This is a genomic window from Stenotrophomonas sp. SAM-B, from assembly GCF_013387485.1.
Classification (GTDB): domain Bacteria; phylum Pseudomonadota; class Gammaproteobacteria; order Xanthomonadales; family Xanthomonadaceae; genus Stenotrophomonas; species Stenotrophomonas maltophilia_AA.
Genome location: NZ_JABBXB010000004.1, coordinates 22,846 through 41,962 on the forward strand (window position 1 = coordinate 22,846; position 19,117 = coordinate 41,962).

Genomic DNA, 19,117 nt, shown 5'->3' on the forward strand with positions numbered 1-19,117 from the left:
CCCGTCCTGCCGCCGCTCCCGGAGCCGCCCCCCATGCCATTTGAAGCCAAGCCGGAAGGCGCGGTCCTCCCGGTCCTGGAACCGGGCTACCTGTCCATCCGCGCGCTGCGCAAGGAGTTCGACGGCTTCGTCGCGCTCGATGACGTCACCCTCGACGTGCGCAAGGGCGAAATCTTCGCGCTGCTTGGTGGCTCCGGCAGCGGCAAATCCACGCTGCTGCGCTGCCTGGGCGGCTTCGAGACACCGACCCAGGGCACCATCGACCTGGACGGCCAGCGCATCAACGCGCTGCCGCCGTACCAGCGCCCGATCAACATGATGTTCCAGTCCTATGCGCTGTTCCCGCACATGACGGTGGAGCAGAACATCGCCTTCGGCCTGAAGCAGGACGGCATGGCCCGCGATGCGATCAACCGCCGCGTCGGCGAAATGCTGGAACTGGTGCAGCTGGGCAAGCTGGCCAAGCGCAAACCGCACCAGCTGTCCGGCGGCCAGCAGCAGCGCGTGGCGCTGGCGCGGTCGCTGGCCAAGGGTCCGAAGCTGCTGTTGCTGGATGAGCCGATGGGCGCGCTCGACAAGAAGCTGCGCTCGCAGATGCAGCTGGAGCTGGTCAACATCATCGAGACCACCGGGGTGACCTGCGTGATGGTCACCCACGATCAGGAAGAGGCCATGACCATGGCCACCCGGATCGCGGTGATGGACGCCGGGTGGATCCAGCAGGTCGGCAAGCCGGATGAAATCTACGAGCAGCCGGCCAACCGCTTCGTGGCCGAGTTCATCGGCTCGGTGAACCTGTTCGACGGCGTGCTGGATGAAGACCTTCCCGAGTACGTCACCGTGCGCACGCCGCTGTTCCCCGCGCCGATCTACGTCGCCCACGGCATCACCGGCTACGAAGGCCAGCCGGTGGCGTTCGCGCTGCGCCCGGAGAAGGTGATGATCGGCAAGGACGAGCCGGCCGGCGACACCAACAAGGCCCAGGGCGTGATCGAGGAGATCGCCTATTTCGGCAGTCACTCGGTGTTCCATGTGCGACTGCCGAGCGGGGCCAAGGTGCTGTCCAACTTCGCCAACTCGCAGCGCTGGGCCAGCGATGGCCTGACCTGGGGTGACACCGTGTGGGTGCACTGGCGCGACAACGACGGCGTGGTGCTGACCTCATGAGCGCGACCGGCTGGAAGCGCTGGCTCCCGGGCACGCGCGCCGGCGTGATCGCCGCGCCGTACCTGTGGCTGCTGCTGTTCTTCGCGGTGCCGTTCGTGATCATCCTGATGATCTCCTTCGCGCGCACCCAGGTCGGCTCGCCGCCGTACACCTGGCTGCTGGAGTACGTGGACGGCGCCTTCTCGCTCAAGCTCAACCTCGGCAGCTACGCGGCCCTGGTCAAGGACAACCAGTACCTGCTGGCGTACCTGAGCTCGATCAAGATCGCGGTGATCTCGACCCTGCTCACCTTGCTGATCGGCTACCCGATGGCCTACGTGATCTCGCGGATGAGCCCGGCCGCGCGCAACGTGGCGATGATGCTGGTGGTGCTGCCCTCGTGGACCTCGTTCCTGATCCGCGTGTATGCCTGGATCGGCATCCTCGACCGCAACGGCCTGCTCAACCAGCTGCTGCTCAAGATCGGCGTGATCGATGCGCCGCTGCAGATCCTGTACACCCCGACTGCGGCCTACATCGGCATCGTGTACTGCTATCTGCCGTTCATGGTGCTGCCGCTGTACGCCAACCTGGTCAAGCTGGACAACCGCCTGCTCGAGGCCGCCTACGATCTCGGCGCCAAGCCGTGGCAGGCCTTCCTGCGGATCACGTTGCCGCTGTCGCGCACCGGCATCATCGCCGGCTGCATGCTGGTGATGATTCCGGCCGTGGGTGAATTCGTGATCCCGGAAATGCTGGGCGGGCCGGATACGCTGATGATCGGGCGCGTGCTGTGGGGCGAGTTCTTCAACAACCGCGACTGGCCGACGGCCTCGGCGGTGGCGATCGTGATGCTGGCCCTGCTGCTGGTGCCGATCCTGCTGTTCAACCGCATGCAGCAGCGCGAGCTGGAAGGGAAGCTGGCATGAGCATGGTACGCAGCAACCGCTGGCTGGGCTGGAGCCTGCTCGGGCTGGGCTTCGCCTTCCTGTACCTGCCGATCCTGTTGTTGATGGTGTACTCCTTCAACGCCTCCAAGCTCGCCACGGTCTGGTCGGGTTTCTCCACGCGCTGGTACGGCGAACTGTTCAACAACCGGCAGATCCTGGATGCGCTCTGGATCAGCCTCAAGGTCGCGTTCTGGACCGCCTGTGCGGCCACCGTGCTCGGCACGATGGCGGCGATGGTGATGACCCGCATGCGCCGCTTCCCGGGCAAGACGCTGTTCGGAGCGTTGATCACCGCGCCGCTGGTGATGCCGGAAGTGATCCTGGGCTTCTCGCTGATGACCCTGCTGGTGGCGATGGGCGGCATCCCGGGCTTCCCCAGCCGCGGCGTGACCAGCATCTGGATCGCGCATGTCACGTTCACGTTGTCCTTCGTGACGGTGGTGGTGTCCTCGCGCCTGCAGGAACTGGACCGCTCGCTGGAAGAGGCCGCGATGGATCTCGGCGCCAGCCGGCTGAAGGTGTTCTTCCAGATCACCCTGCCGATCATCGCCCCGGCGCTGGTGGCCGGCTGGCTGCTGGCATTCACGCTGTCGCTGGATGACGTGGTGATCGCCAGCTTCGTGGCGGGGCCGAACTCGACCACCCTGCCGATGAAGGTGTTCTCCTCGGTGCGGATGGGCATCAAGCCCGAGATCAATGCGCTGGCCACCCTGATGGTGCTGGCGGTGTCGATCGCGGCGGTGATCGGGTGGTACATCACCGCGCGCACGGAGAAGCGTCGCCAGCGCGACATGCAGATGGCGCTGCAGGACCCCGGCTGAACGTCATCCTGATCCGGCAACATCCGGATCACGTGGCCGGGCGCACACTGCGGGTCTGACTTTCGGAGACCCGCGATGACCGTTGACATCATCAATCCTGCGACCGGCCAGGTCACGTATCGCCATGAACTGCTCACCGCCAAAGAGGTCGAGCAGCGCCTGGCCGCTGCCGCCGAGGCGTTCCCGGCCTGGGCCGCACGCTCGCTGCAGGAGCGCGGGGCGATCCTGCGTGCCATCGCCGCCCAGCTGCGCCAGCGCAAAGGCGACATCCAGCAGGCGATGACCAGCGAGATGGGCAAGCTCAAGGGGGAGGCGCTGGGCGAGATCGAGAAGTGCGCCGGGGCCTGCGAGTTCTACGCTGACCACGCGGCCGATTACCTCAAGCCGCAGCTGATCGATACCGAAGCCCAGCGCAGCTACGTGCGCTATGAGCCGATCGGCTGCGTGTTCGCGGTGATGCCGTGGAATTTCCCGATCTGGCAGGTGTTCCGTTTCCTCGCCCCGGCATTCATGGCCGGCAACGTGGCCCTGCTCAAGCACGCCAGCAACGTGCCGCAGTGCGCGGACCTGATCCTGGCGATATGTCGCGACGGCGGCCTGCCCGAGGGCGTGTTCGATGTGCTGCACATCGACAACGACCAGGCGGCCGAGGTGCTGCGCGACAAGCGGATCAAGGCGGTCACCCTGACCGGCAGCGAACGCGCCGGGCGGTCCATCGCGGCCAATGCCGGTGACCAGCTCAAGAAGTGCGTGATGGAGCTGGGCGGCAGCGACGCGTTCGTGGTGCTGGCCGACGCCGATCTCGAGAAGACGGTCGCCGCCGCGGTGAAGTCACGCTTCGACAACAGCGGCCAGACCTGCATCGCGGCCAAGCGCTTCATCGTGGTCGATGCGATCGCCGATGCCTTCGTGGAAAAGTTCGTCGCCGCGGCAGGCAAGCGCGTCTACGGCGATCCGCAGGACGAGACCACCACGCTGGCGCCGATGGCACGCGCGGACCTGCGCGACGAGCTGCACAAGCAGGTGCAGGACAGCATCGCCAAGGGCGCCACGCTGCTGCTCGGTGGCGAGCCGGTGGCCGGCTCGCACGCGGGCTACCCGGCAACCATCCTGGACAACGTCACCCCCGGCATGCCGGCCTATGACGAAGAGTTGTTCGGCCCGGCGGCCGCGATCCTGCGGGTCGGCGACGAGGCCGAGGCGCTGCGCGTGGCCAATGACACCAGCTTCGGGCTGGGGGGCAGCGTGTGGACCACCGACCCGGTGCGCGGCGAAGCGATTGCCCAGCAGCTGGAATGCGGTGCCGCCTTCGTCAACGCCATCGTCAAGAGCGACGTGCGCCTGCCGTTCGGCGGCAGCAAGCGCTCCGGCTTCGGCCGCGAACTGGCCGAGCACGGCATCCATGAGTTCATGAACATCAAGACCGTTTACGTGGCCTGATGCCACCGATCGGGGTAGGAGCCGACCGGTGGTCGGCTCACCGCCTTAACGGCCAACGGTCGCCGTCGTAGCGACCAACGGTCGCTACCTACCTACAGCCAGCGGGCGCGCTTGAACAGGCGGTACAGGCCAACGCATACCGCACCCACGCCGATGATCATGGCGGGGTAGGCCCAGGGCTTGTCCAGTTCGGGCATGTGGGTGAAGTTCATGCCGTACCAGCTGGTGATCAGGGTCGGGGCGGCCAGCAGCGCTGCCCACGCACCCAGGCGCTTGACCGTCTCGCCCTGTGCCAGGGTCACCAGCGACAGGTTCACGCTCAGCGCGGTCCCCAGCATTTCGCGCAGGGTGTCGATCACATCGCTGATCCGCACGGCGTGGTCGTGCACGTCGCGCAGGTACAGCTTCACTTCGTCCGGCACCAGGTCGCCCTGGTAGCGCTTGATCTGCGAGAGCATGTCCTGCAGTGGCGCGACTGCCATGCGCATCTTGTTGAGCTCGCGCTTGAGCTCGTACAGGCGCACCACGGTATGGCGCTTGTAGTTGTCGGAGAAGATGTCCTTCTCCAGCAGCTCCAGCGTGTCGCGGTAGCGCTGGGTGATCGGCAGGTAGTTGTCGACCACGAAATCCAGCACCGCATACAGGCAGTACGACGGCCCCATCGTGCGCAGCAGCTCCGGCTCGCGCTCGACGCGGGCGCGCGGTGCCGCGTAGGACAGCGAGGCGCCGTGGCGCACCGTGACCAGGAAGCGCGGCCCGAGGAAGGCATGCGTCTCGCCGTACTGGATGCGCTCGTCGACCATCTGCGCGGTGGTCACCACCACGAACAGCGAGTTGCCGTACGCCTCGACCTTGGGCCGTTGATGGGCGTTGCGCGCGTCTTCGATAGCCAGTGAGTGCAGGCCGAACTCTTCCTGCAGCTTCAGCAGTACGCTGTCCTGGGGTTCGTAGAGCCCCACCCAGACGAAGCCGTTGTCGCTGGCGATCACATCACTGATCGCATCCAGGCTGATGTCGTGCCGTTTGCCCTGGTCATCGTAGTGAACGCAGTTGATGACGCAGGCGGGATTCTCGGGTGTGACGGTATCCATGGCGGGCATCGTGCGTCAGCGGCCCGTGACGGGCGGGTCACGGCGGGCCAGCGCCCACGCCAGCGCCACGTGGATCGGCAGCAGCAGCACGATCCACTGCAGGTTGTACTGCGCCTGCAGCGTGAGCCAATGCAGCACCAGGCCCAGCAGCGAGAGGCCAGCGACCGCCCACAGCACGATCCGGAACCACGCACGCGGCACGCGGCCGCGCAGCAGGGTGATCGCGCCGGGCAGGAGCAGCAGGCACAGCGGCGAGAGCTGCAGCAGGTTGCGGTTGGCCCAGGCGGCCTGGTGCGCGCTGAAGCCCCACAGGTAGGTCAGCAGCGCGCCACCGATCCCGCAGAACAGCCAGAACGGCAGCGCCAGGCCGCCGAGCAGGCGGCGCCGTCGGCGCAGCGCCGCCACGCCCGCGGCGGCAACAAGGCCGCACAGCAGCCAGGGCCACCAGCTCCGGGCCGACTCGGCCGGTTCCGGGGCGATCCGGTGCGGCAGCAGTTCCTGCTCGGCCTGCACCAGCGGGCGACCTTCGCTGTTGCGCGCCTGGCGCAGCGCATCGGCCAGGCGCATCGGCACGAACGCCTCCTGCCAGCGCGACAGCGGCTGATCGGCGAACGGGCCCAGGCCGATATCGAAGCCCAGCCACATCCACGGCGACGGCGACGCCAGGCGCACCGATTCACTGCGGTAGGTGTTGCCGCGCGAGCGCCCGGACAGCTGCGAATGCAGCCCGCCGCCGAGCGCGCCATCGATCGCATCGCGGACCATGGTCGCGCAGTTGGCGGTGTAGTAATCGTAGTGGTAGCGCGCGTTCTCCGGCTTGGCGCGCTCGGCCAGCGAGGCGGCCAGGGCATGCGCCTGCCCAGGTGTCAGGTCCAGCCACTGCACGCTCGCGCCGCGACCGCTCTCCTGGTAGTACGACAGATCCTGCCCGAGGGGCAGCGCGACCAGGTAATACATCATGTCGCCGCGCACGAAGTTGCCGATGAAATCGGATTCGCTCGGGTCGAAGTAACCGAAGTTGTAGGAGGTGGCGTCGCCGGTGACCGGGTCGACCACGACCAGGGCGTCATGCCCGAAGCGTTCGAAGAAGATCTCGCCCGGCTGCATGGTGACCACGCCGATGCGCGGCGCCGCGGCAACGGAGGCCGGGGCATCACTGACCGGCGCGGCATCCTGCGCGGCCAGCGCCCCGAAGGGCAGGCTGGCCATCGCCATCAGCGACAACACGAACAACAGGCGGCACAGCGACCACCGATTCAAAGGGGGCCGCATGGCGTGGGTCAATCCTCGTTGTGGGTGTCAGGCGGCAGTACGGTCACGTGGAACGCCTGCACGCGGCGGGCATCGGCACGCGCGACCCGGAACACGAAGCGGTCCAGGGTGAGTTCGTCGCCGGTTTCCGGCAGGTGCCCGATCGCCTCGGTGACCAGGCCACCGATGGTGTCGTAATCATCATCGGGGAACGTGGCGCCGAAACGCTCGTTGAAATCCTCGATCGCGGTCAGCGCGTCGACCACGTACTGGCCGTCGGCCTGGATCGCGATCTGCGAGGTGTGGTCCTCGGCTTCGTCGTGCTCGTCATCGATCTCGCCGACGATCTGCTCCAGCACGTCCTCGATGGTGACCAGCCCGGCGACACCGCCGTACTCATCCACCACGATGGCCATGTGGTTGCGCGACAGCCGGAACTCCTTGAGCAGCACGTTGAGCTTCTTGGCCTCGGGGATCAGCACCGCCGGGCGCAGCAGCTCGCGGATGTTGGCCGGCCCGTTGTCGGCGACCACGCCGCGCAGCAGGTCCTTTGCCAGCAGGATGCCGAGGATGTCGTCCTTGTTGTCGCCGTGCACCGGGAAGCGCGAATGGCCGGATTCGACCACCTGCTTCATCAGTTCAAGGAAGGGGGCTTCGACCGGCAGGGAGACCATCTGCGAGCGCGAGATCATCACGTCGCCGACGGTGAGCTCGGCCACCGCGATGGCACCTTCCATCATCCGCAGCGTGTCGGCGGCGATCAGGCCGTCTTCGTGCGCGGTGTGCAGGACCGCCACCAGCTCGTCGCGGGTGTGGGGTTCGCCGGAGAAGGCAGAGGTCAGGCGTTCGAGCCAGCTGCGCTTCTTTTCATTGTGCTCCTGGGTGGAGCTACTACTGTCGTCTTCAGACATCTCTGGAAAAAAAGGCACCCGGCGTGCCGGGCGTTGGATTTAGTCTATCAGGATGCGGGCGCCTGTCAGCGGCCTGCCGAGGGGGGATTCACGCCCGGCGCGGGGCCCGGGGCGGCAGCAGGGGGCGGGGTCTCCTCTTCCGGCGGCAGGTCCAGGCTGTAGGTACAGCCGGCCAGGGTCCGGCCGGGGTGGGACTTCACCGTGGACAGGCTCAGGATCACCGACTCGATCAGGGCCTCGCCGGTACGCGGGTCGGTGACGTCGCGGCTGACCAGCTCGCGCCCGGCCATGAACTTCTCCGGGGTATCCACACCGTCTTCCAGGGCCAGGCGCTTGGCCAGCGGGCGCGGATCGGCCAGGTCCAGGATCGCCATGATGCTGGCCCCGGCCACCGTGATGTACTCGGCGCGCTGGCCGAAGACCGTGATCGGCGCGGCCAGGCGGAATTCGGTCATGAACTGGTTGGTCTGCGGCAACGGCTGCAGGCCATTGGCGACCGCCTTGAGCGGGTCCGCCACGACCGGGGCGACGGCATCGTAATCGCTCACGCTCTTGCGGCATTCAATCAAAGCGGGCAGGTCCAGCGGCGCCGCGTCGGCAAACGCCGGGGCAGGCAGCAGGCCGAGCAGGCCCAGGCAGGCAAATCGCAACGGGGTCATCGGAGCAGGTCCATCAACAGGCGTGCACGGCACGGACGCGGCGACGATCATAACGGGGGGCGGTCCCGCGTGGCAGGCCGTCAGCGACGGCGCAGCAGCCAGCGCAGCGTGGCGGTGAAGGTGACGATCGCGATCCCCGCCGCGCACAGGACCAAGGCCGAGGCGCCCAGATGGAGCGCTTCCGGGCCGCTGGCGGTGAGCGTGATCAGCGTGCGGCCGAACACCAGCGCGAAGGCCGCGGCAAGGACGAACAGCAGCGCCACCTGCACCGGCCGTGCGCGGAAGACCGGGGACTGTGCGGGCGGGGCACCATCGCGCCGGGCCCAGCGATACAACGTGCGCCAGCCCGTCGGTGCGGCCAGTGCCGCCGCCAGTCCCGACCAAGCCACCACGCCCAGGCCGGTGGCGCTGAGCGCGGCGTCGCCTGGGCCGGCCAGCAGGCGGGGCAGGACCAGGCCCGCCACCACGCTGGTCAGCAGGCCCACGACGAATACGCCGGCAGCCATGCCGTCCAGGCGGTCGGCCCAGTGTGCGGGCAGGAGCGCGCGCCGTTGATGTGCAGCCCACCAGCTGCGCGCCGGGGCCAGGGACAGCAGGGCGATCACCGCCGAGAGCGCCAGCATGCCCAACCGGATCGCACCGGGATCGCGGCCTGCCGGTGTCAGTGCCGGCAGACCTGGCGCGCCGAGGGCGGAATACACCACGCCCGCCAGCGACAGTGCGAGCAGCAGGGGGCCCAGTGCCGAGCGGCGGTCAGGTGACGGCATCGCGGCATACATCCTTGTAGGGCAGAGGGATCAACACAGGTATCGAGGGGGCGCTCAGCGCTCGCCGGCATACGGATCGGCGATGCCCAGTTCGGCCAGGATGTCACGCTCCAGCTGTTCCATGGCATCGGCTTCCTTCTCGTCCTCATGGTCCCAGCCGAGCAGGTGCAGCACGCCGTGCACGGTGAGGTGCGCGTAATGGGCGTTGAGTGCCTTGCCCTGTTCGTCCGCTTCGCGGGCGACTACCGGGGCGCAGATCACCAGATCGCCGAGCAGGGGGAACTTGACGCCCTTGGGCAGGCCCTCCGGCAGTTCGGCCGGGAAGCTGAGCACGTTGGTGGCGTAATCCTTGCCGCGGTAATGGCGGTTCAGGGACTGGCCTTCCTTGGCGTCGACCAGGCGGATCGCCAGATCGGCCTCGCGGATGCGGCCCTTCAGGGCCGCGGCAACCCACTTGCGGAAGCTCACCGCCGACGGCAGGCCGGCGCGGGGCAGGGCGTAGCTGATCGCGACATCCAGTCGCACGGGACCACGGGTCATGGGGTTGCTCCGGGTTGGACCTGCTGCAGATCGCGGCGGTCGTAGGCGCTGACGATACGGGCCACCAGCGGATGCCGGACCACGTCGCGCGCTTCGAAGAAGGTGAAGCTCACGCCCTCCACGTCACGCAGCACATCGATCGCATCGCGCAGGCCGGATTTCACGTGCTTGGGCAGATCGGTCTGGGTGAGATCACCGGTCACCACCGCCGTGGAGCCGAAGCCCAGCCGGGTCAGGAACATCTTCATCTGCTCGACCGTGGTGTTCTGCGCTTCGTCCAGGATCACGTACGCATCGTTGAGCGTGCGCCCGCGCATGTAGGCCAGCGGCGCGATCTCGATGACGTTCTTTTCCAGCAGCTTGAGCACTTTTTCCACGCCGAGCATTTCATACAGCGCGTCGTACAGCGGGCGCAGGTACGGGTCGACCTTCTGGCTCAGGTCGCCGGGCAGGAAGCCGAGCTTCTCGCCGGCCTCCACCGCGGGGCGGACCAGGATCAGGCGCTGCACGCGCGCTTCGTTGAGCGCTTCGACCGCGCTGGCCACGGCCAGGAACGTCTTGCCGGTACCGGCCGGACCGATGCCGAAGTTGATGTCGTGGGTGGTGATCTGGTGCAGGTAGCGCGCCTGGTTGGCGCCGCGGCCGCGCACCGTGCCGCGCTTGACCTTGATCGCCACGTCCTGGGCCTCGTAGGCACGCTCGACCACATGCTCCACGTTGGCCTGGTTCAGGCGCAGGTGGATGGCATGGCTGTCGAACACCACGTCGCCGGCCTCGGCGTACAGCGCTTCGATCAGGGCCTGCGCATCGGCGACCACGGCCTTGGGGCCGGTCACGCGGAAGACGTGGCCACGGTTGGCGATTTCCACGCCGAGTTTGAGTTCCACCTGCCGGAGATGTTCGTCGAATGGGCCGGCCATGTTGGCCAGGCGTTCGTTGTCTTCCGGGGTGAGGGTGAAGTCGCGTTGTGCGAGTGCGGTCATTGCGTCCGGCGGCCGCCGGTCCAGCCGACCGGGCCGCAAGCAGGGAAAGGGAGAACAGGGTAGCGCGGGTATCGGGCGGCCGCTACTTTTCCACACCGCCTGTGCAACGCCGGTGCAGCAACCTGTGGATAGCGGCCGCCAGCCCTTGTGCGGCAACGGATTCGATCGCGTGATCAAAAAAACGTCAACGGTGCGCGCGTCGTGGCGTGGTCATCCACACGCCCTGTGGGTGGGCGCGGGAGAAAGGTGTGGATAAGCCGCGTCGCCCCAAGGCGGGCAAGGGCCGCGAGCACGTGATCATTTCATGACCAGTGCGCGCGGCACGCGGCTCAGTCGGCGGTCACCATCCGCGCACGCAGCGAATTGCTGTACGCCTCGGTGATCACCACATCGACGAACTGGCCGATCAGGCGTGGGTGCCCCGGGAAATTCACCGAGCGCATGTTCTCGCTCTTGCCGGTCAACTCGTTCGGGTTGCGCTTGGACGGACCTTCCACCAGCACGGTCTGCACGGTGCCGACCATCTTCTCGGAGATGGCCGCGGCCTGCTCGTTGATCCGGGCCTGCAGGCGCGACAGGCGCGCGTGCTTTTCCGCATCGGGGGTGGTGTCTTCCAGATCGGCGGCGGGGGTACCCGGCCGGCGCGAATAGATGAAGGAGAAACTCTGGTCGAAGCCCACGTCCTCGATCAGCTTCATGGTCTTCTCGAACTCGGCGTCGGTCTCGCCGGGGAAGCCGACGATGAAATCCGAACTGATCGAGATGTCCGGGCGCACCGCGCGCAGCTTGCGGATCTTGGACTTGAACTCCAGCGCGGTGTAGCCGCGCTTCATCGCCGACAGCACGCGATCGCTGCCGGCCTGCACCGGCAGGTGCAGGAAGTTGGCCAGCTGCGGCACATCGCGGTACGCGTCGATCAGCGAGTCGCTGAACTCCAGCGGATGCGAGGTGGTGAAGCGGATCCGGCCCACGCCGTCGATCTCGGCGATGGTGCGGATCAGCAGCCCCAGGTCGGCGAACTCGCCGTCGCCATACGGGCCGCGGTAGGCATTGACGTTCTGCCCCAGCAGGTTGATTTCCAGCACGCCCTGGGCGGCCAGCTGCGCGACTTCCACCACCACGTCCTCGAACGGGCGGCTGACTTCGGTGCCGCGGGTGTAGGGCACCACGCAGAACGAGCAGTACTTCGAGCAGCCTTCCATGATCGAGACGAACGCGGAGGCACCCTCGGCGCGCGGTTCGGGCAGGGCGTCGAACTTCTCGATTTCCGGGAAGCTGATGTCCACCTGCGACTTGCCCGATTCACGGCGCTGGCGGATCAGCTCCGGCAGGCGGTGCAGGGTCTGCGGGCCGAACACCAGGTCCACGTGCGGCGCGCGCTTGATGATCGCCTCGCCTTCCTGCGAGGCCACGCAGCCGCCGACGCCGATGATCACGCCGCGGCCGTTGTTCTTCAGTGCCTTCCAGTAACCCAGCTGGCTGAACACCTTCTCCTGGGCCTTCTCGCGGATCGAGCAGGTGTTCATCAGCAACACATCGGCCTCGGCCGGGTCGTCGGTGAGCTCGAGTCCTTCCGAGGCGGCGAGCACGTCGGCCATCTTGGTCGAGTCGTACTCGTTCATCTGGCAACCGTGGGTCTTGATGTACAGCTTGCCGCGCACCGGTCCGGTCACCTGCGGCCTGGCGCCGGGCAGGGGGAGCAGGTCGGGGCGGGGGGCGGAGCTGGCAGGAGCAGAGGCAGGCAGGGTAGAGCCGGCCGAAGTCGGCGCGGTCGAAGCTGGCGTCCCGGTCATGGCGCTTATTCCAGTCGGGTGGGCGGGCAGGCAGCCGGATGGCTGCGGTGAGCAGGCCATTGTAGCCGGGTCGGGCTCCCCCCTTGGCAATCCCCGACGAATTGGGGACACTCCGCTCATGAAGGGGATGTTGGGGATCGCTGCGCTGGCCTTGGCTGCGCTGACCGCTATGCCGGCCAGTGCGGGCACGCTGTACAAGTGTGTCGGCAGCGACGGTATCCCGAGCTACGTGAGCAAGCGCGTGACCGGGGCCAGCTGCAGTGTGATCAGCAGCTACCGGCCGGACCGCAGCGCGCCTCGCCGGGCCCTGCCGCCGCCGCCCGCGCCGGGCCCGGCGGCCCCGATCGCCATCGTGACGCCGGCGCCAGCCCCCGTCCGGGCCGACAGCGCCACGTCCGCCACTGCGATCACGCCCGCCCCGGCCCCGGCCGCGGTGCTGACCGCGCCGTCGGCCCCGTCAGCGGCCACCGGCAAGGCGGGAAAGGTGCGCAGCGGCCAGCTGTACTCCTATATGAAGGACGGCGTGCGCCACTACACCAGCGCACGCCCGGCCGGCGTCGCCAGCCTGGGCCAGGTCCGCACCATCCACTACAGTTTCATCGAGCGCTGCTACGCCTGCGGGGCCAACCCGGCGGTCAACTTCGGCTCGGTGCGGCTCAACACCACGGCCTACCAGAGCGAGATCGCCGCCGCCGCGCGCGAGTTCGGGGTCGAGGAAGCGGTGGTCCGCGCGATCATCCACGCCGAGTCGGCCTACAACCCGACCGCGCTCAGTCGTGCCGGCGCGCAGGGGCTGATGCAGCTGATGCCGCCCACCGCGCGCCGCTTCGGCGTCAGCGATTCCTTCAATGCCTCGCAGAACATCCGCGGCGGCGTGCAGTATCTGTCCTGGCTGCTCAAGCGCTTCAATGGCGATCTCACCCTGGCCGCGGCGGGCTACAACGCGGGCGAGGGCGCGGTCGACCGCCACGGTGGCGTGCCGCCCTACAGCGAGACCCAGTATTACGTGAAGCGGGTGGCCCTGTTGGCCGACCGCTATCGCGGCGCGGTGGCCAGCCATCAATAACCCATGGCGCCGGTGGTACCTGATGCCGTACTGTCGGGGTAATGTCGTTCCGTAGTACCGCGTTGTGTGGCCGACTTCGGTTCAGCTACACTCGCGGCTGATTCAATGTGGACTGGCCCCCACCGGTCTGCTGGCAGCCTCAAGCTACCTAAATCAATATCGGAGTGCCGGATGGCCAACGATGGGGTAAACGATCCAGTCAACACTGGACGTCGACGGTTTCTTTCCGCCACCACTGCGGTGGTCGGAGCGGTCGGCGTCGGATTTGCAGCGGTACCGTTCATCAAGTCCTGGAATCCCAGCGCCCGCGCCAAACTGGCCGGTGCACCGGTGATTGCCGACATCAGCGCGCTCCAGGAAGGCCAACGACTGGTCATGGAGTGGCGTGGACAGCCGATCTGGATCGTCAAGCGCTCCAAGGCCATCCTCGAGGCGCTGCACGGACTGGACGGCCGCCTGAAGGACCCCGGGTCGGGCGAGAAAGAGCAGCAGCCCGAGTACGTGCTCAAGCAGAATCCCGAATTCCGCTCGATCAAGGCCGAGGTCTCGGTGCTGGTCGGGCTGTGCACCCATCTGGGCTGTTCGCCGGAAATGGTCGCCGAGATCCGTCCCGAGCCCTACGACCCCCAGTGGAAGGGCGGCTACTTCTGCCCCTGCCACAAGTCGCGCTTCGACATGTCCGGTCGTGTGTTCAAGGATGTTCCGGCACCGATCAACCTGCTGGTGCCGCCGCACCATTACCAGGACGACAACACCATCATCATCGGCGTTGATCCGCAGGGGGCGGCTTGATCATGGCCAACATCCTTTCCCGTACCGCCACCGGCGTCGCCGACTGGGTCAACGCGCGCGCACCGGGCCTCATGCCGGTCTACCGCAAGCACGTCAGCGAGTACTACGCGCCGAAGAATTTCAACATCTGGTACTACTTCGGCTCGCTGGCGCTGCTGATCCTGGTCAACCAGATCGTCACCGGCATCTTCCTGACGATGCATTACAAGACGAACGCCGCCGAAGCGTTCGCCTCCATCGAATACATCATGCGGGACGTGGAGTGGGGCTGGCTGATCCGCTACATGCACTCCACCGGTGCCTCGCTGTTCTTCATCGTGGTCTACCTGCACATGTTCCGCGGCCTGCTCTACGGCAGTTACCAGAAGCCGCGCGAACTGGTCTGGATCCTCGGCATGCTGATCTACCTGGTGCTGATGGCCGAAGCCTTCATGGGCTACGTGCTGCCGTGGGGCCAGATGTCGTTCTGGGGCGCGAAGGTGATCATCTCGCTGTTCGGCGCGATCCCCGTGATCGGCACCGGGCTGACCGAATGGATCATGGGCGACTACCTGCCCAGCGATGCCACCCTCAACCGCTTCTTCGCCCTGCACGTGATCGCGCTGCCGCTGGTGCTGTTGCTGCTGGTGGTGCTGCACCTGGGCGCCCTGCATGAAGTGGGCTCCAACAACCCGGACGGCGTGGAGATCAAGAAGGGCCCGAAGGGCAACCGCTGGTCGGCCATCGCGCCCACCGACGGCATTCCCTTCCATCCGTACTACACGCTCAAGGATGCGGTCGGCGCCGGCTTCCTGCTGATCATCGCCGCCTTCATCATCTTCTTCGCCCCGGCCTTCGGCGGGCTGTTCCTCGAGCACGACAACTTCACCGAAGCCAACCGCCTGGTGACGCCCGAGCACATCAAGCCGGTCTGGTACTACACCCCGTATTACGCGATGTTGCGCGTGGTGCCCAACAAGCTCGGCGGCGTGATCGTGATGTTCTCCGCGATCGCCATCCTGTTCCTGGTGCCGTGGCTGGATCGGGCGCGGGTGAAGTCCTACCGCTACCGCGGCCTGCTCTCGCGCGGCCTGCTGGGCATGTTCGCGGTGTGCTTCGTGTGGCTGGGCGTGATCGGCTCGGGCCCGGGTACGGACGCGCACGAGACCTACCTCGGCCGCGTGCTGACCTTCCTGTATTTCGCCTTCTTCATCACCATGCCGCTATGGACCAAGCTGGACAGGACCAAGCCGGTACCGGACCGGGTGACCACGCATGACTGACCACTGGATTGTCCGGCTGGCCTGCGCGGCGGCCCTGATGCTGGGTGTCGCGGCCGCCGATGCCGCCGAGGGTGCCAAGACCCTGCAGGCCGGCAATGACCTGAGCGACCGCGCCTCGCTGCAGCGCGGCGCGCAGCTTTACATGAACTACTGCTCCGGCTGCCACGCGCTGAAATACCTGCGCTATTCGCGCATGGCCGCCGATCTCGGGCTGAGCGAAGAGGAGGTCATGAACAACCTCAACTTCACCGGTACCCCGGTTGGCGAACCGATTCCGGTGACGATGCCCAAGGCGCAGGCCGAGAAGTGGTTCGGCAAGATGCCGCCGGACCTGAGCCTGATCTCGCGCGTGCGTGGCAGCGACTGGGTCTACACGTACCTCAAGTCGTTCTACCTCGATCCCACGCGACCGCTGGGCTGGAACAACACCGTGTTCCCGAATGCCTCCATGCCCAACCCGCTGTGGGAAATGCAGGGGCTGCAGCACGCCGTGCATGGCAAGGCCGAAGGCCCGGGACTCGACGCACCGGTGGTCGGCTTGAAGATCGAGCAGCCGGGCAACGTCGACGCCGGCCAGTACGACCAGGCGGTGCGCGACATCACCAACTTCCTGGAGTACGCCGGCGAGCCGGCCGCCCTGAAGCGCCAGAAGCTGGGCGTCTGGGTGATCCTGTTCCTGGCACTGCTGACCTTCCTGGCGTACCTGCTCAAGAAGGAATACTGGAAGGACGTCCACTGAGCCGCCGGACGCCGTCCTGTGTCGATCGTTCCTGTCGTGGGACGATCGACCTATTGGCTTTTGTGATGTGCGGTTGCACACTCGGGTACTGTGACGACCGTCGGCAATGGGCTGGCGGCGCCGATACGACCGGCGGTTACCGGACGTTGGAGAGCCTTTGATGGCGGCGAGCGTACGCATGCGGAACACCCTGACGCTGTTTTCCTCGAACGACGATGTCCTGTGCCATCGCGTGCGGCTGGTACTGGCGGCCAAGGGCGTCACTTATGACTCCGTGCCGGTCGACCCGCAGAATCCGCCCGAGGATCTCATCGATCTCAATCCGTACCATTCCGTGCCCACCCTGGTGGAGCGCGAGCTGGTGCTGTACGCGGCGTCGGTGGTCAGCGAGTACCTGGACGAGCGCTATCCGCACCCGCCGTTGATGCCGGTCGATCCGCTCTCGCGGGCCCGCATCCGCTTGGCGATGCTGCGTATCGAACACGACTGGGTGCCGCAGGTGCAGGCCATCCAGCTGGGCAACAAGACCCAGGCCGAGGCGGGCCGCAAGCGGCTCAAGGAACTGCTGACCAGCGCGGTACCGCTGTTCAAGGCCAGCAAGTTCTTCCTCAATCCGGAAATGAGCCTGGCCGACTGCGCGATGGCGCCGATCATCTGGCGGCTGCAGGCACTGGACGTGCCGCTGCCGAAGGATGGCAAGTCGATCGAAGACTACGGCAACCGCATTTTCCGCCACCCGGGCTTCATCCGCAGCCTCACCGAGCAGGAAAAGAAGCTCCGCGACCTGCCGGTCTGATCGCGCCCGGGTGCCGCGTGCACCCCCGGCGTACTGAACGAAATCGCGGTGCCGGTACGCGTGATGGCTGACCTGCGGGTAGGCGGGCGCGTACACTTGCATCAGGCAATCCGGATCAAGAGCAGCCGAGCACGGCTCGGCTCTACCACATGACTGAAGACACTTTTCGCATGACCAGCCACCGTCCGTACCTGTTGCGGGCCCTGGTGGAATGGATCAATGACAACGACCTGACGCCGCATATCCTGGTCGACGCCGGCATGCCCGGCGTGCAGGTGCCGCAGAGCGCGGTCAAGGACGGCCGCGTCGTCCTGAACATCGCCGAGCGCGCCGTGGTGCGCCTGCATATCGACAATGAGAGCGTGAGCTTCTCGGCCCGCTTCTCCGGCACCAGCTACCCGGTGCACGTGCCGATCTCGGCCGTGCTGGCCGTGTATGCCCGCGAGACGGGGCAGGGCATGGCGCTGCCGGACGATATCCCGGGCCATGAGCCGGGCCCGGACGACGAACTGCCGCCGGACGATTCACCGACCCCGCCGGACGATGCACCGCCCAAGCCCAGCGGTCGCCCGCATCTGCGGGTCGTCAAATAAGACACACCATGGCCGCCGCAAGGCGGCCATTTCATTAAACGTCTTCAGCATCCCGGGTATCGATATCGCGCCGGATTTCACTGATCCGCGCCGCCGAGGGACCCACGAACGTGATCAGCTGATCGCCCCGCAGCACCATGCGGCCGCTGTGGCGGTCCACGCCATCGTGCGAATACTCGAACTTGAAGGTGCGCTCCCAGCCCAGCCAGCCGTTGTCCTTGCGGCACACGCGCAGGCCGGTGGCGTGCACGCTCTGGTCCAGCCACTGCACGTCGGCAGCGCGGCAGGCATTGCGCCCGAGCACGCCGGCACGTTCGGCGGCGGCACGCGAGGAATTCCAGAAGGCGTACGCGAACGCGCCGGCAATCATCAACAGGATCAAACTGGGCATCGGTGACTCGGCGCGGTCAAGGAGGACGGTCCCTCCAAGATGGCGACGAATGCGGCGCGGATCAAGCCATGCGGGCGTCGACGATCAGGGCGTGCGGGGTGGCGGGACCGGTACGGGCTGTGGCGCCGGGATCGGCGGTGTCATCGCGCCCGGCACTGGCATATCGCCCGGAACGGGCGCGTCCATCGGCATCGTCGCCGGGGCGGTCGCCACCAGCTTCAGCAGTGCGGCCCAGTCCTGGCGGTTGAAGCTGCATTCCTCTTCGCGGCCCGGCGTACAGCCCAGATCCACACCGTCGCCTGCACTGGCCTTCGCGGGCGGCAGCTCGACCCGGCCGCTGCGGTCCAGCGACAGCTTGCGCAACGCGACGGTGTTCATCACATTGCCGCCGATCAGATACAGCGTGCGGTCGCCGCCCATGTTGGCCGCGATCACCACTTCGCAATGCGATTTCCAGTGCGTCACCGCGCCGCTGCCCAGTGACTGCACCAGGCCGCTGTAGCTCAGGGTCTCGCGCCGGTCGCGGAGGTAGCACAGCAGGTCGCCCGGCGCCGGTTTCTCCTGCGCCGGGTCGGTCATCCGGTACGGTCCGCTGTTCTGGTACGCCGCGCGGATGTAGTCGATGTGCCGCGGCGACCGGGTGAAGCCGGGGACCGAGGCGCGGGTCATGACCCAGGAAATGAAGGCGGCCGACCACGGGTTGTCCACCAGGAACGCACGGCAGTCGGTGTCGGTGTAGCGCGTGCCCGGTGGGGCCATGCAGCTCGATGCGCCGGGCTGGCTGCTCATCGGGGACAGCGTGCCGCTCTGCCGCCAGTAGCCGACCACGCGCTGCCAGGCAACCAGGCCGTTGTCGGCCAGGTGTACGTCCTCGGCTTCGGTCACGCTCAGGCTGGCCGCGCGGCCATCGCGATCGATGAAAGGCCGGTACCAGAGGCGGTGTTCGTTGCAGGCGGTCTTGACGATGTTGATCGCCAACGGGCTGAGCCCGAAGCGCGGCGGCACATCGCAGACCTCGGCGGCGGCGGCCTGCAGGGGCAGCAGCGCGAGCAGGGGAGACAGGCAGGCGAGAAGCGGCAGGCAGCGCATGCGTGCAATCCAGGTGGGGGCAGACGCAGCCTCGCAG

At 67.0% G+C, this 19,117-nt stretch carries 20 protein-coding genes; 10 read left to right on the forward strand and 10 right to left on the reverse strand.

What is annotated here, in order from left to right:
• Positions 1 to 33 precede the first annotated feature (33 nt).
• The 4 genes from HH110_RS10045 to HH110_RS10060 all read left to right on the forward strand — a co-directional run bounded on the left by HH110_RS10045 (position 34) and on the right by HH110_RS10060 (position 4,357).
• Positions 34 to 1,167: an ABC transporter ATP-binding protein gene (locus tag HH110_RS10045; protein WP_070426989.1), complete on the forward strand. Its 1,134-nt coding sequence runs from the start codon at positions 34 to 36 to the stop codon at positions 1,165 to 1,167.
• Positions 1,164 to 2,075, forward strand: coding sequence for an ABC transporter permease subunit (locus tag HH110_RS10050; RefSeq protein WP_176989562.1), 912 nt, complete (start codon positions 1,164 to 1,166; stop codon positions 2,073 to 2,075). Before HH110_RS10045 ends, HH110_RS10050 begins: the two co-directional genes overlap by 4 nt.
• A complete protein-coding gene (locus HH110_RS10055; protein ID WP_176989563.1) occupies positions 2,072 to 2,917 on the forward strand; it encodes an ABC transporter permease subunit in 846 nt (281 codons plus the stop codon). Before HH110_RS10050 ends, HH110_RS10055 begins: the two co-directional genes overlap by 4 nt.
• A gap of 75 nt (positions 2,918 to 2,992) precedes the next feature.
• The gene (locus tag HH110_RS10060; RefSeq protein WP_176989564.1) at positions 2,993 to 4,357 is read left to right on the forward strand and encodes an NAD-dependent succinate-semialdehyde dehydrogenase; all 1,365 of its coding nucleotides are present in this window, start codon (positions 2,993 to 2,995) and stop codon (positions 4,355 to 4,357) included.
• A 92-nt stretch (positions 4,358 to 4,449) separates the two neighbouring features.
• Here the strand turns inward: HH110_RS10060 and HH110_RS10065 are convergent, their stop codons facing one another.
• The 8 genes from HH110_RS10065 to miaB all read right to left on the reverse strand — a co-directional run bounded on the left by HH110_RS10065 (position 4,450) and on the right by miaB (position 12,352).
• Complete coding sequence (locus HH110_RS10065) at positions 4,450 to 5,448, reverse strand: magnesium and cobalt transport protein CorA (protein ID WP_176989565.1); 999 nt, start codon at positions 5,446 to 5,448, stop codon at positions 4,450 to 4,452.
• Between the two features lie 15 nt (positions 5,449 to 5,463).
• Entirely contained in the window at positions 5,464 to 6,720 is a 1,257-nt protein-coding gene (locus HH110_RS10070; RefSeq protein WP_176989566.1) for a DUF4105 domain-containing protein, read from the reverse strand.
• A gap of 8 nt (positions 6,721 to 6,728) precedes the next feature.
• Positions 6,729 to 7,610: an HlyC/CorC family transporter gene (locus tag HH110_RS10075; RefSeq protein ID WP_176989567.1), complete on the reverse strand. Its 882-nt coding sequence runs from the start codon at positions 7,608 to 7,610 to the stop codon at positions 6,729 to 6,731.
• 65 nt (positions 7,611 to 7,675) lie between these two features.
• Complete coding sequence (locus tag HH110_RS10080; protein WP_176989568.1) at positions 7,676 to 8,269, reverse strand: hypothetical protein; 594 nt, start codon at positions 8,267 to 8,269, stop codon at positions 7,676 to 7,678.
• Between the two features lie 80 nt (positions 8,270 to 8,349).
• Positions 8,350 to 9,036 carry a hypothetical protein gene (locus HH110_RS10085; RefSeq protein WP_176989569.1) on the reverse strand — a complete coding sequence of 229 codons (687 nt, stop codon included), beginning with the start codon at positions 9,034 to 9,036 and terminating at the stop codon, positions 8,350 to 8,352.
• Positions 9,037 to 9,090: 54 nt separating this feature from the next.
• Positions 9,091 to 9,576: an rRNA maturation RNase YbeY gene (gene ybeY / locus HH110_RS10090; RefSeq protein ID WP_121041647.1), complete on the reverse strand. Its 486-nt coding sequence runs from the start codon at positions 9,574 to 9,576 to the stop codon at positions 9,091 to 9,093.
• Positions 9,573 to 10,559, reverse strand: a complete 987-nt coding sequence (locus HH110_RS10095; protein WP_176989570.1) for a PhoH family protein — start codon at positions 10,557 to 10,559, stop codon at positions 9,573 to 9,575. The genes ybeY and HH110_RS10095 overlap by 4 nt, the downstream gene beginning before the upstream one ends.
• A 329-nt stretch (positions 10,560 to 10,888) precedes the next feature.
• On the reverse strand, positions 10,889 to 12,352 hold the full coding sequence (gene miaB, locus HH110_RS10100; protein ID WP_176989571.1) for a tRNA (N6-isopentenyl adenosine(37)-C2)-methylthiotransferase MiaB: 1,464 nt from the start codon (positions 12,350 to 12,352) through the stop codon (positions 10,889 to 10,891).
• A gap of 118 nt (positions 12,353 to 12,470) precedes the next feature.
• Between miaB and HH110_RS10105 the strand changes: the two genes are divergently transcribed.
• From HH110_RS10105 to HH110_RS10130, 6 genes are all read left to right on the forward strand, one after another.
• Positions 12,471 to 13,418, forward strand: a complete 948-nt coding sequence (locus tag HH110_RS10105; RefSeq protein WP_176989572.1) for a lytic transglycosylase domain-containing protein — start codon at positions 12,471 to 12,473, stop codon at positions 13,416 to 13,418.
• A 171-nt stretch (positions 13,419 to 13,589) separates the two neighbouring features.
• Positions 13,590 to 14,210 (forward strand): ubiquinol-cytochrome c reductase iron-sulfur subunit, encoded by a 621-nt coding sequence (petA, locus tag HH110_RS10110; protein ID WP_176989573.1) that lies wholly within the window; start codon positions 13,590 to 13,592, stop codon positions 14,208 to 14,210.
• Between the two features lie 2 nt (positions 14,211 to 14,212).
• Positions 14,213 to 15,472 carry a cytochrome bc complex cytochrome b subunit gene (locus HH110_RS10115; RefSeq protein ID WP_176989574.1) on the forward strand — a complete coding sequence of 420 codons (1,260 nt, stop codon included), beginning with the start codon at positions 14,213 to 14,215 and terminating at the stop codon, positions 15,470 to 15,472.
• A 37-nt stretch (positions 15,473 to 15,509) separates the two neighbouring features.
• The gene (locus tag HH110_RS10120; protein ID WP_241696536.1) at positions 15,510 to 16,211 is read left to right on the forward strand and encodes a cytochrome c1; all 702 of its coding nucleotides are present in this window, start codon (positions 15,510 to 15,512) and stop codon (positions 16,209 to 16,211) included.
• A gap of 160 nt (positions 16,212 to 16,371) precedes the next feature.
• Positions 16,372 to 17,007, forward strand: coding sequence for a glutathione S-transferase N-terminal domain-containing protein (locus HH110_RS10125; RefSeq protein ID WP_088433019.1), 636 nt, complete (start codon positions 16,372 to 16,374; stop codon positions 17,005 to 17,007).
• 149 nt (positions 17,008 to 17,156) lie between these two features.
• A complete protein-coding gene (locus HH110_RS10130) occupies positions 17,157 to 17,600 on the forward strand; it encodes a ClpXP protease specificity-enhancing factor (protein WP_176989576.1) in 444 nt (147 codons plus the stop codon).
• A gap of 34 nt (positions 17,601 to 17,634) precedes the next feature.
• On the opposite strand, the gene HH110_RS10135 is transcribed toward HH110_RS10130, so the two are convergent.
• Positions 17,635 to 17,991 carry a DUF3301 domain-containing protein gene (locus HH110_RS10135; protein ID WP_019186192.1) on the reverse strand — a complete coding sequence of 119 codons (357 nt, stop codon included), beginning with the start codon at positions 17,989 to 17,991 and terminating at the stop codon, positions 17,635 to 17,637.
• Between the two features lie 84 nt (positions 17,992 to 18,075).
• Positions 18,076 to 19,080, reverse strand: a complete 1,005-nt coding sequence (locus HH110_RS10140; RefSeq protein WP_176989577.1) for a DUF2272 domain-containing protein — start codon at positions 19,078 to 19,080, stop codon at positions 18,076 to 18,078.
• Between the last annotated feature and the right edge of the window lie 37 nt (positions 19,081 to 19,117).

Coding starts and splice junctions, on each gene's coding strand:
- HH110_RS10085 (WP_176989569.1), bottom strand. CDS start 9,036: ATGCCGTCACCTGACCGCCGCTCGGCACTGGGCCCCCTGCTGCTCGCA.
- HH110_RS10105 (WP_176989572.1), top strand. CDS start 12,471: ATGAAGGGGATGTTGGGGATCGCTGCGCTGGCCTTGGCTGCGCTGACC.
- HH110_RS10115 (WP_176989574.1), top strand. CDS start 14,213: ATGGCCAACATCCTTTCCCGTACCGCCACCGGCGTCGCCGACTGGGTC.
- miaB (WP_176989571.1), bottom strand. CDS start 12,352: ATGACCGGGACGCCAGCTTCGACCGCGCCGACTTCGGCCGGCTCTACC.
- HH110_RS10140 (WP_176989577.1), bottom strand. CDS start 19,080: ATGCGCTGCCTGCCGCTTCTCGCCTGCCTGTCTCCCCTGCTCGCGCTG.
- HH110_RS10135 (WP_019186192.1), bottom strand. CDS start 17,991: ATGCCCAGTTTGATCCTGTTGATGATTGCCGGCGCGTTCGCGTACGCC.
- HH110_RS10055 (WP_176989563.1), top strand. CDS start 2,072: ATGAGCATGGTACGCAGCAACCGCTGGCTGGGCTGGAGCCTGCTCGGG.
- HH110_RS10050 (WP_176989562.1), top strand. CDS start 1,164: ATGAGCGCGACCGGCTGGAAGCGCTGGCTCCCGGGCACGCGCGCCGGC.
- HH110_RS10130 (WP_176989576.1), top strand. CDS start 17,157: ATGACTGAAGACACTTTTCGCATGACCAGCCACCGTCCGTACCTGTTG.
- HH110_RS10080 (WP_176989568.1), bottom strand. CDS start 8,269: ATGACCCCGTTGCGATTTGCCTGCCTGGGCCTGCTCGGCCTGCTGCCT.
- HH110_RS10065 (WP_176989565.1), bottom strand. CDS start 5,448: ATGGATACCGTCACACCCGAGAATCCCGCCTGCGTCATCAACTGCGTT.
- HH110_RS10095 (WP_176989570.1), bottom strand. CDS start 10,559: ATGACCGCACTCGCACAACGCGACTTCACCCTCACCCCGGAAGACAAC.
- HH110_RS10075 (WP_176989567.1), bottom strand. CDS start 7,610: ATGTCTGAAGACGACAGTAGTAGCTCCACCCAGGAGCACAATGAAAAG.
- HH110_RS10060 (WP_176989564.1), top strand. CDS start 2,993: ATGACCGTTGACATCATCAATCCTGCGACCGGCCAGGTCACGTATCGC.
- HH110_RS10045 (WP_070426989.1), top strand. CDS start 34: ATGCCATTTGAAGCCAAGCCGGAAGGCGCGGTCCTCCCGGTCCTGGAA.
- HH110_RS10125 (WP_088433019.1), top strand. CDS start 16,372: ATGGCGGCGAGCGTACGCATGCGGAACACCCTGACGCTGTTTTCCTCG.
- HH110_RS10070 (WP_176989566.1), bottom strand. CDS start 6,720: ATGCGGCCCCCTTTGAATCGGTGGTCGCTGTGCCGCCTGTTGTTCGTG.
- HH110_RS10120 (WP_241696536.1), top strand. CDS start 15,510: ATGCTGGGTGTCGCGGCCGCCGATGCCGCCGAGGGTGCCAAGACCCTG.
- petA (WP_176989573.1), top strand. CDS start 13,590: ATGGCCAACGATGGGGTAAACGATCCAGTCAACACTGGACGTCGACGG.
- ybeY (WP_121041647.1), bottom strand. CDS start 9,576: ATGACCCGTGGTCCCGTGCGACTGGATGTCGCGATCAGCTACGCCCTG.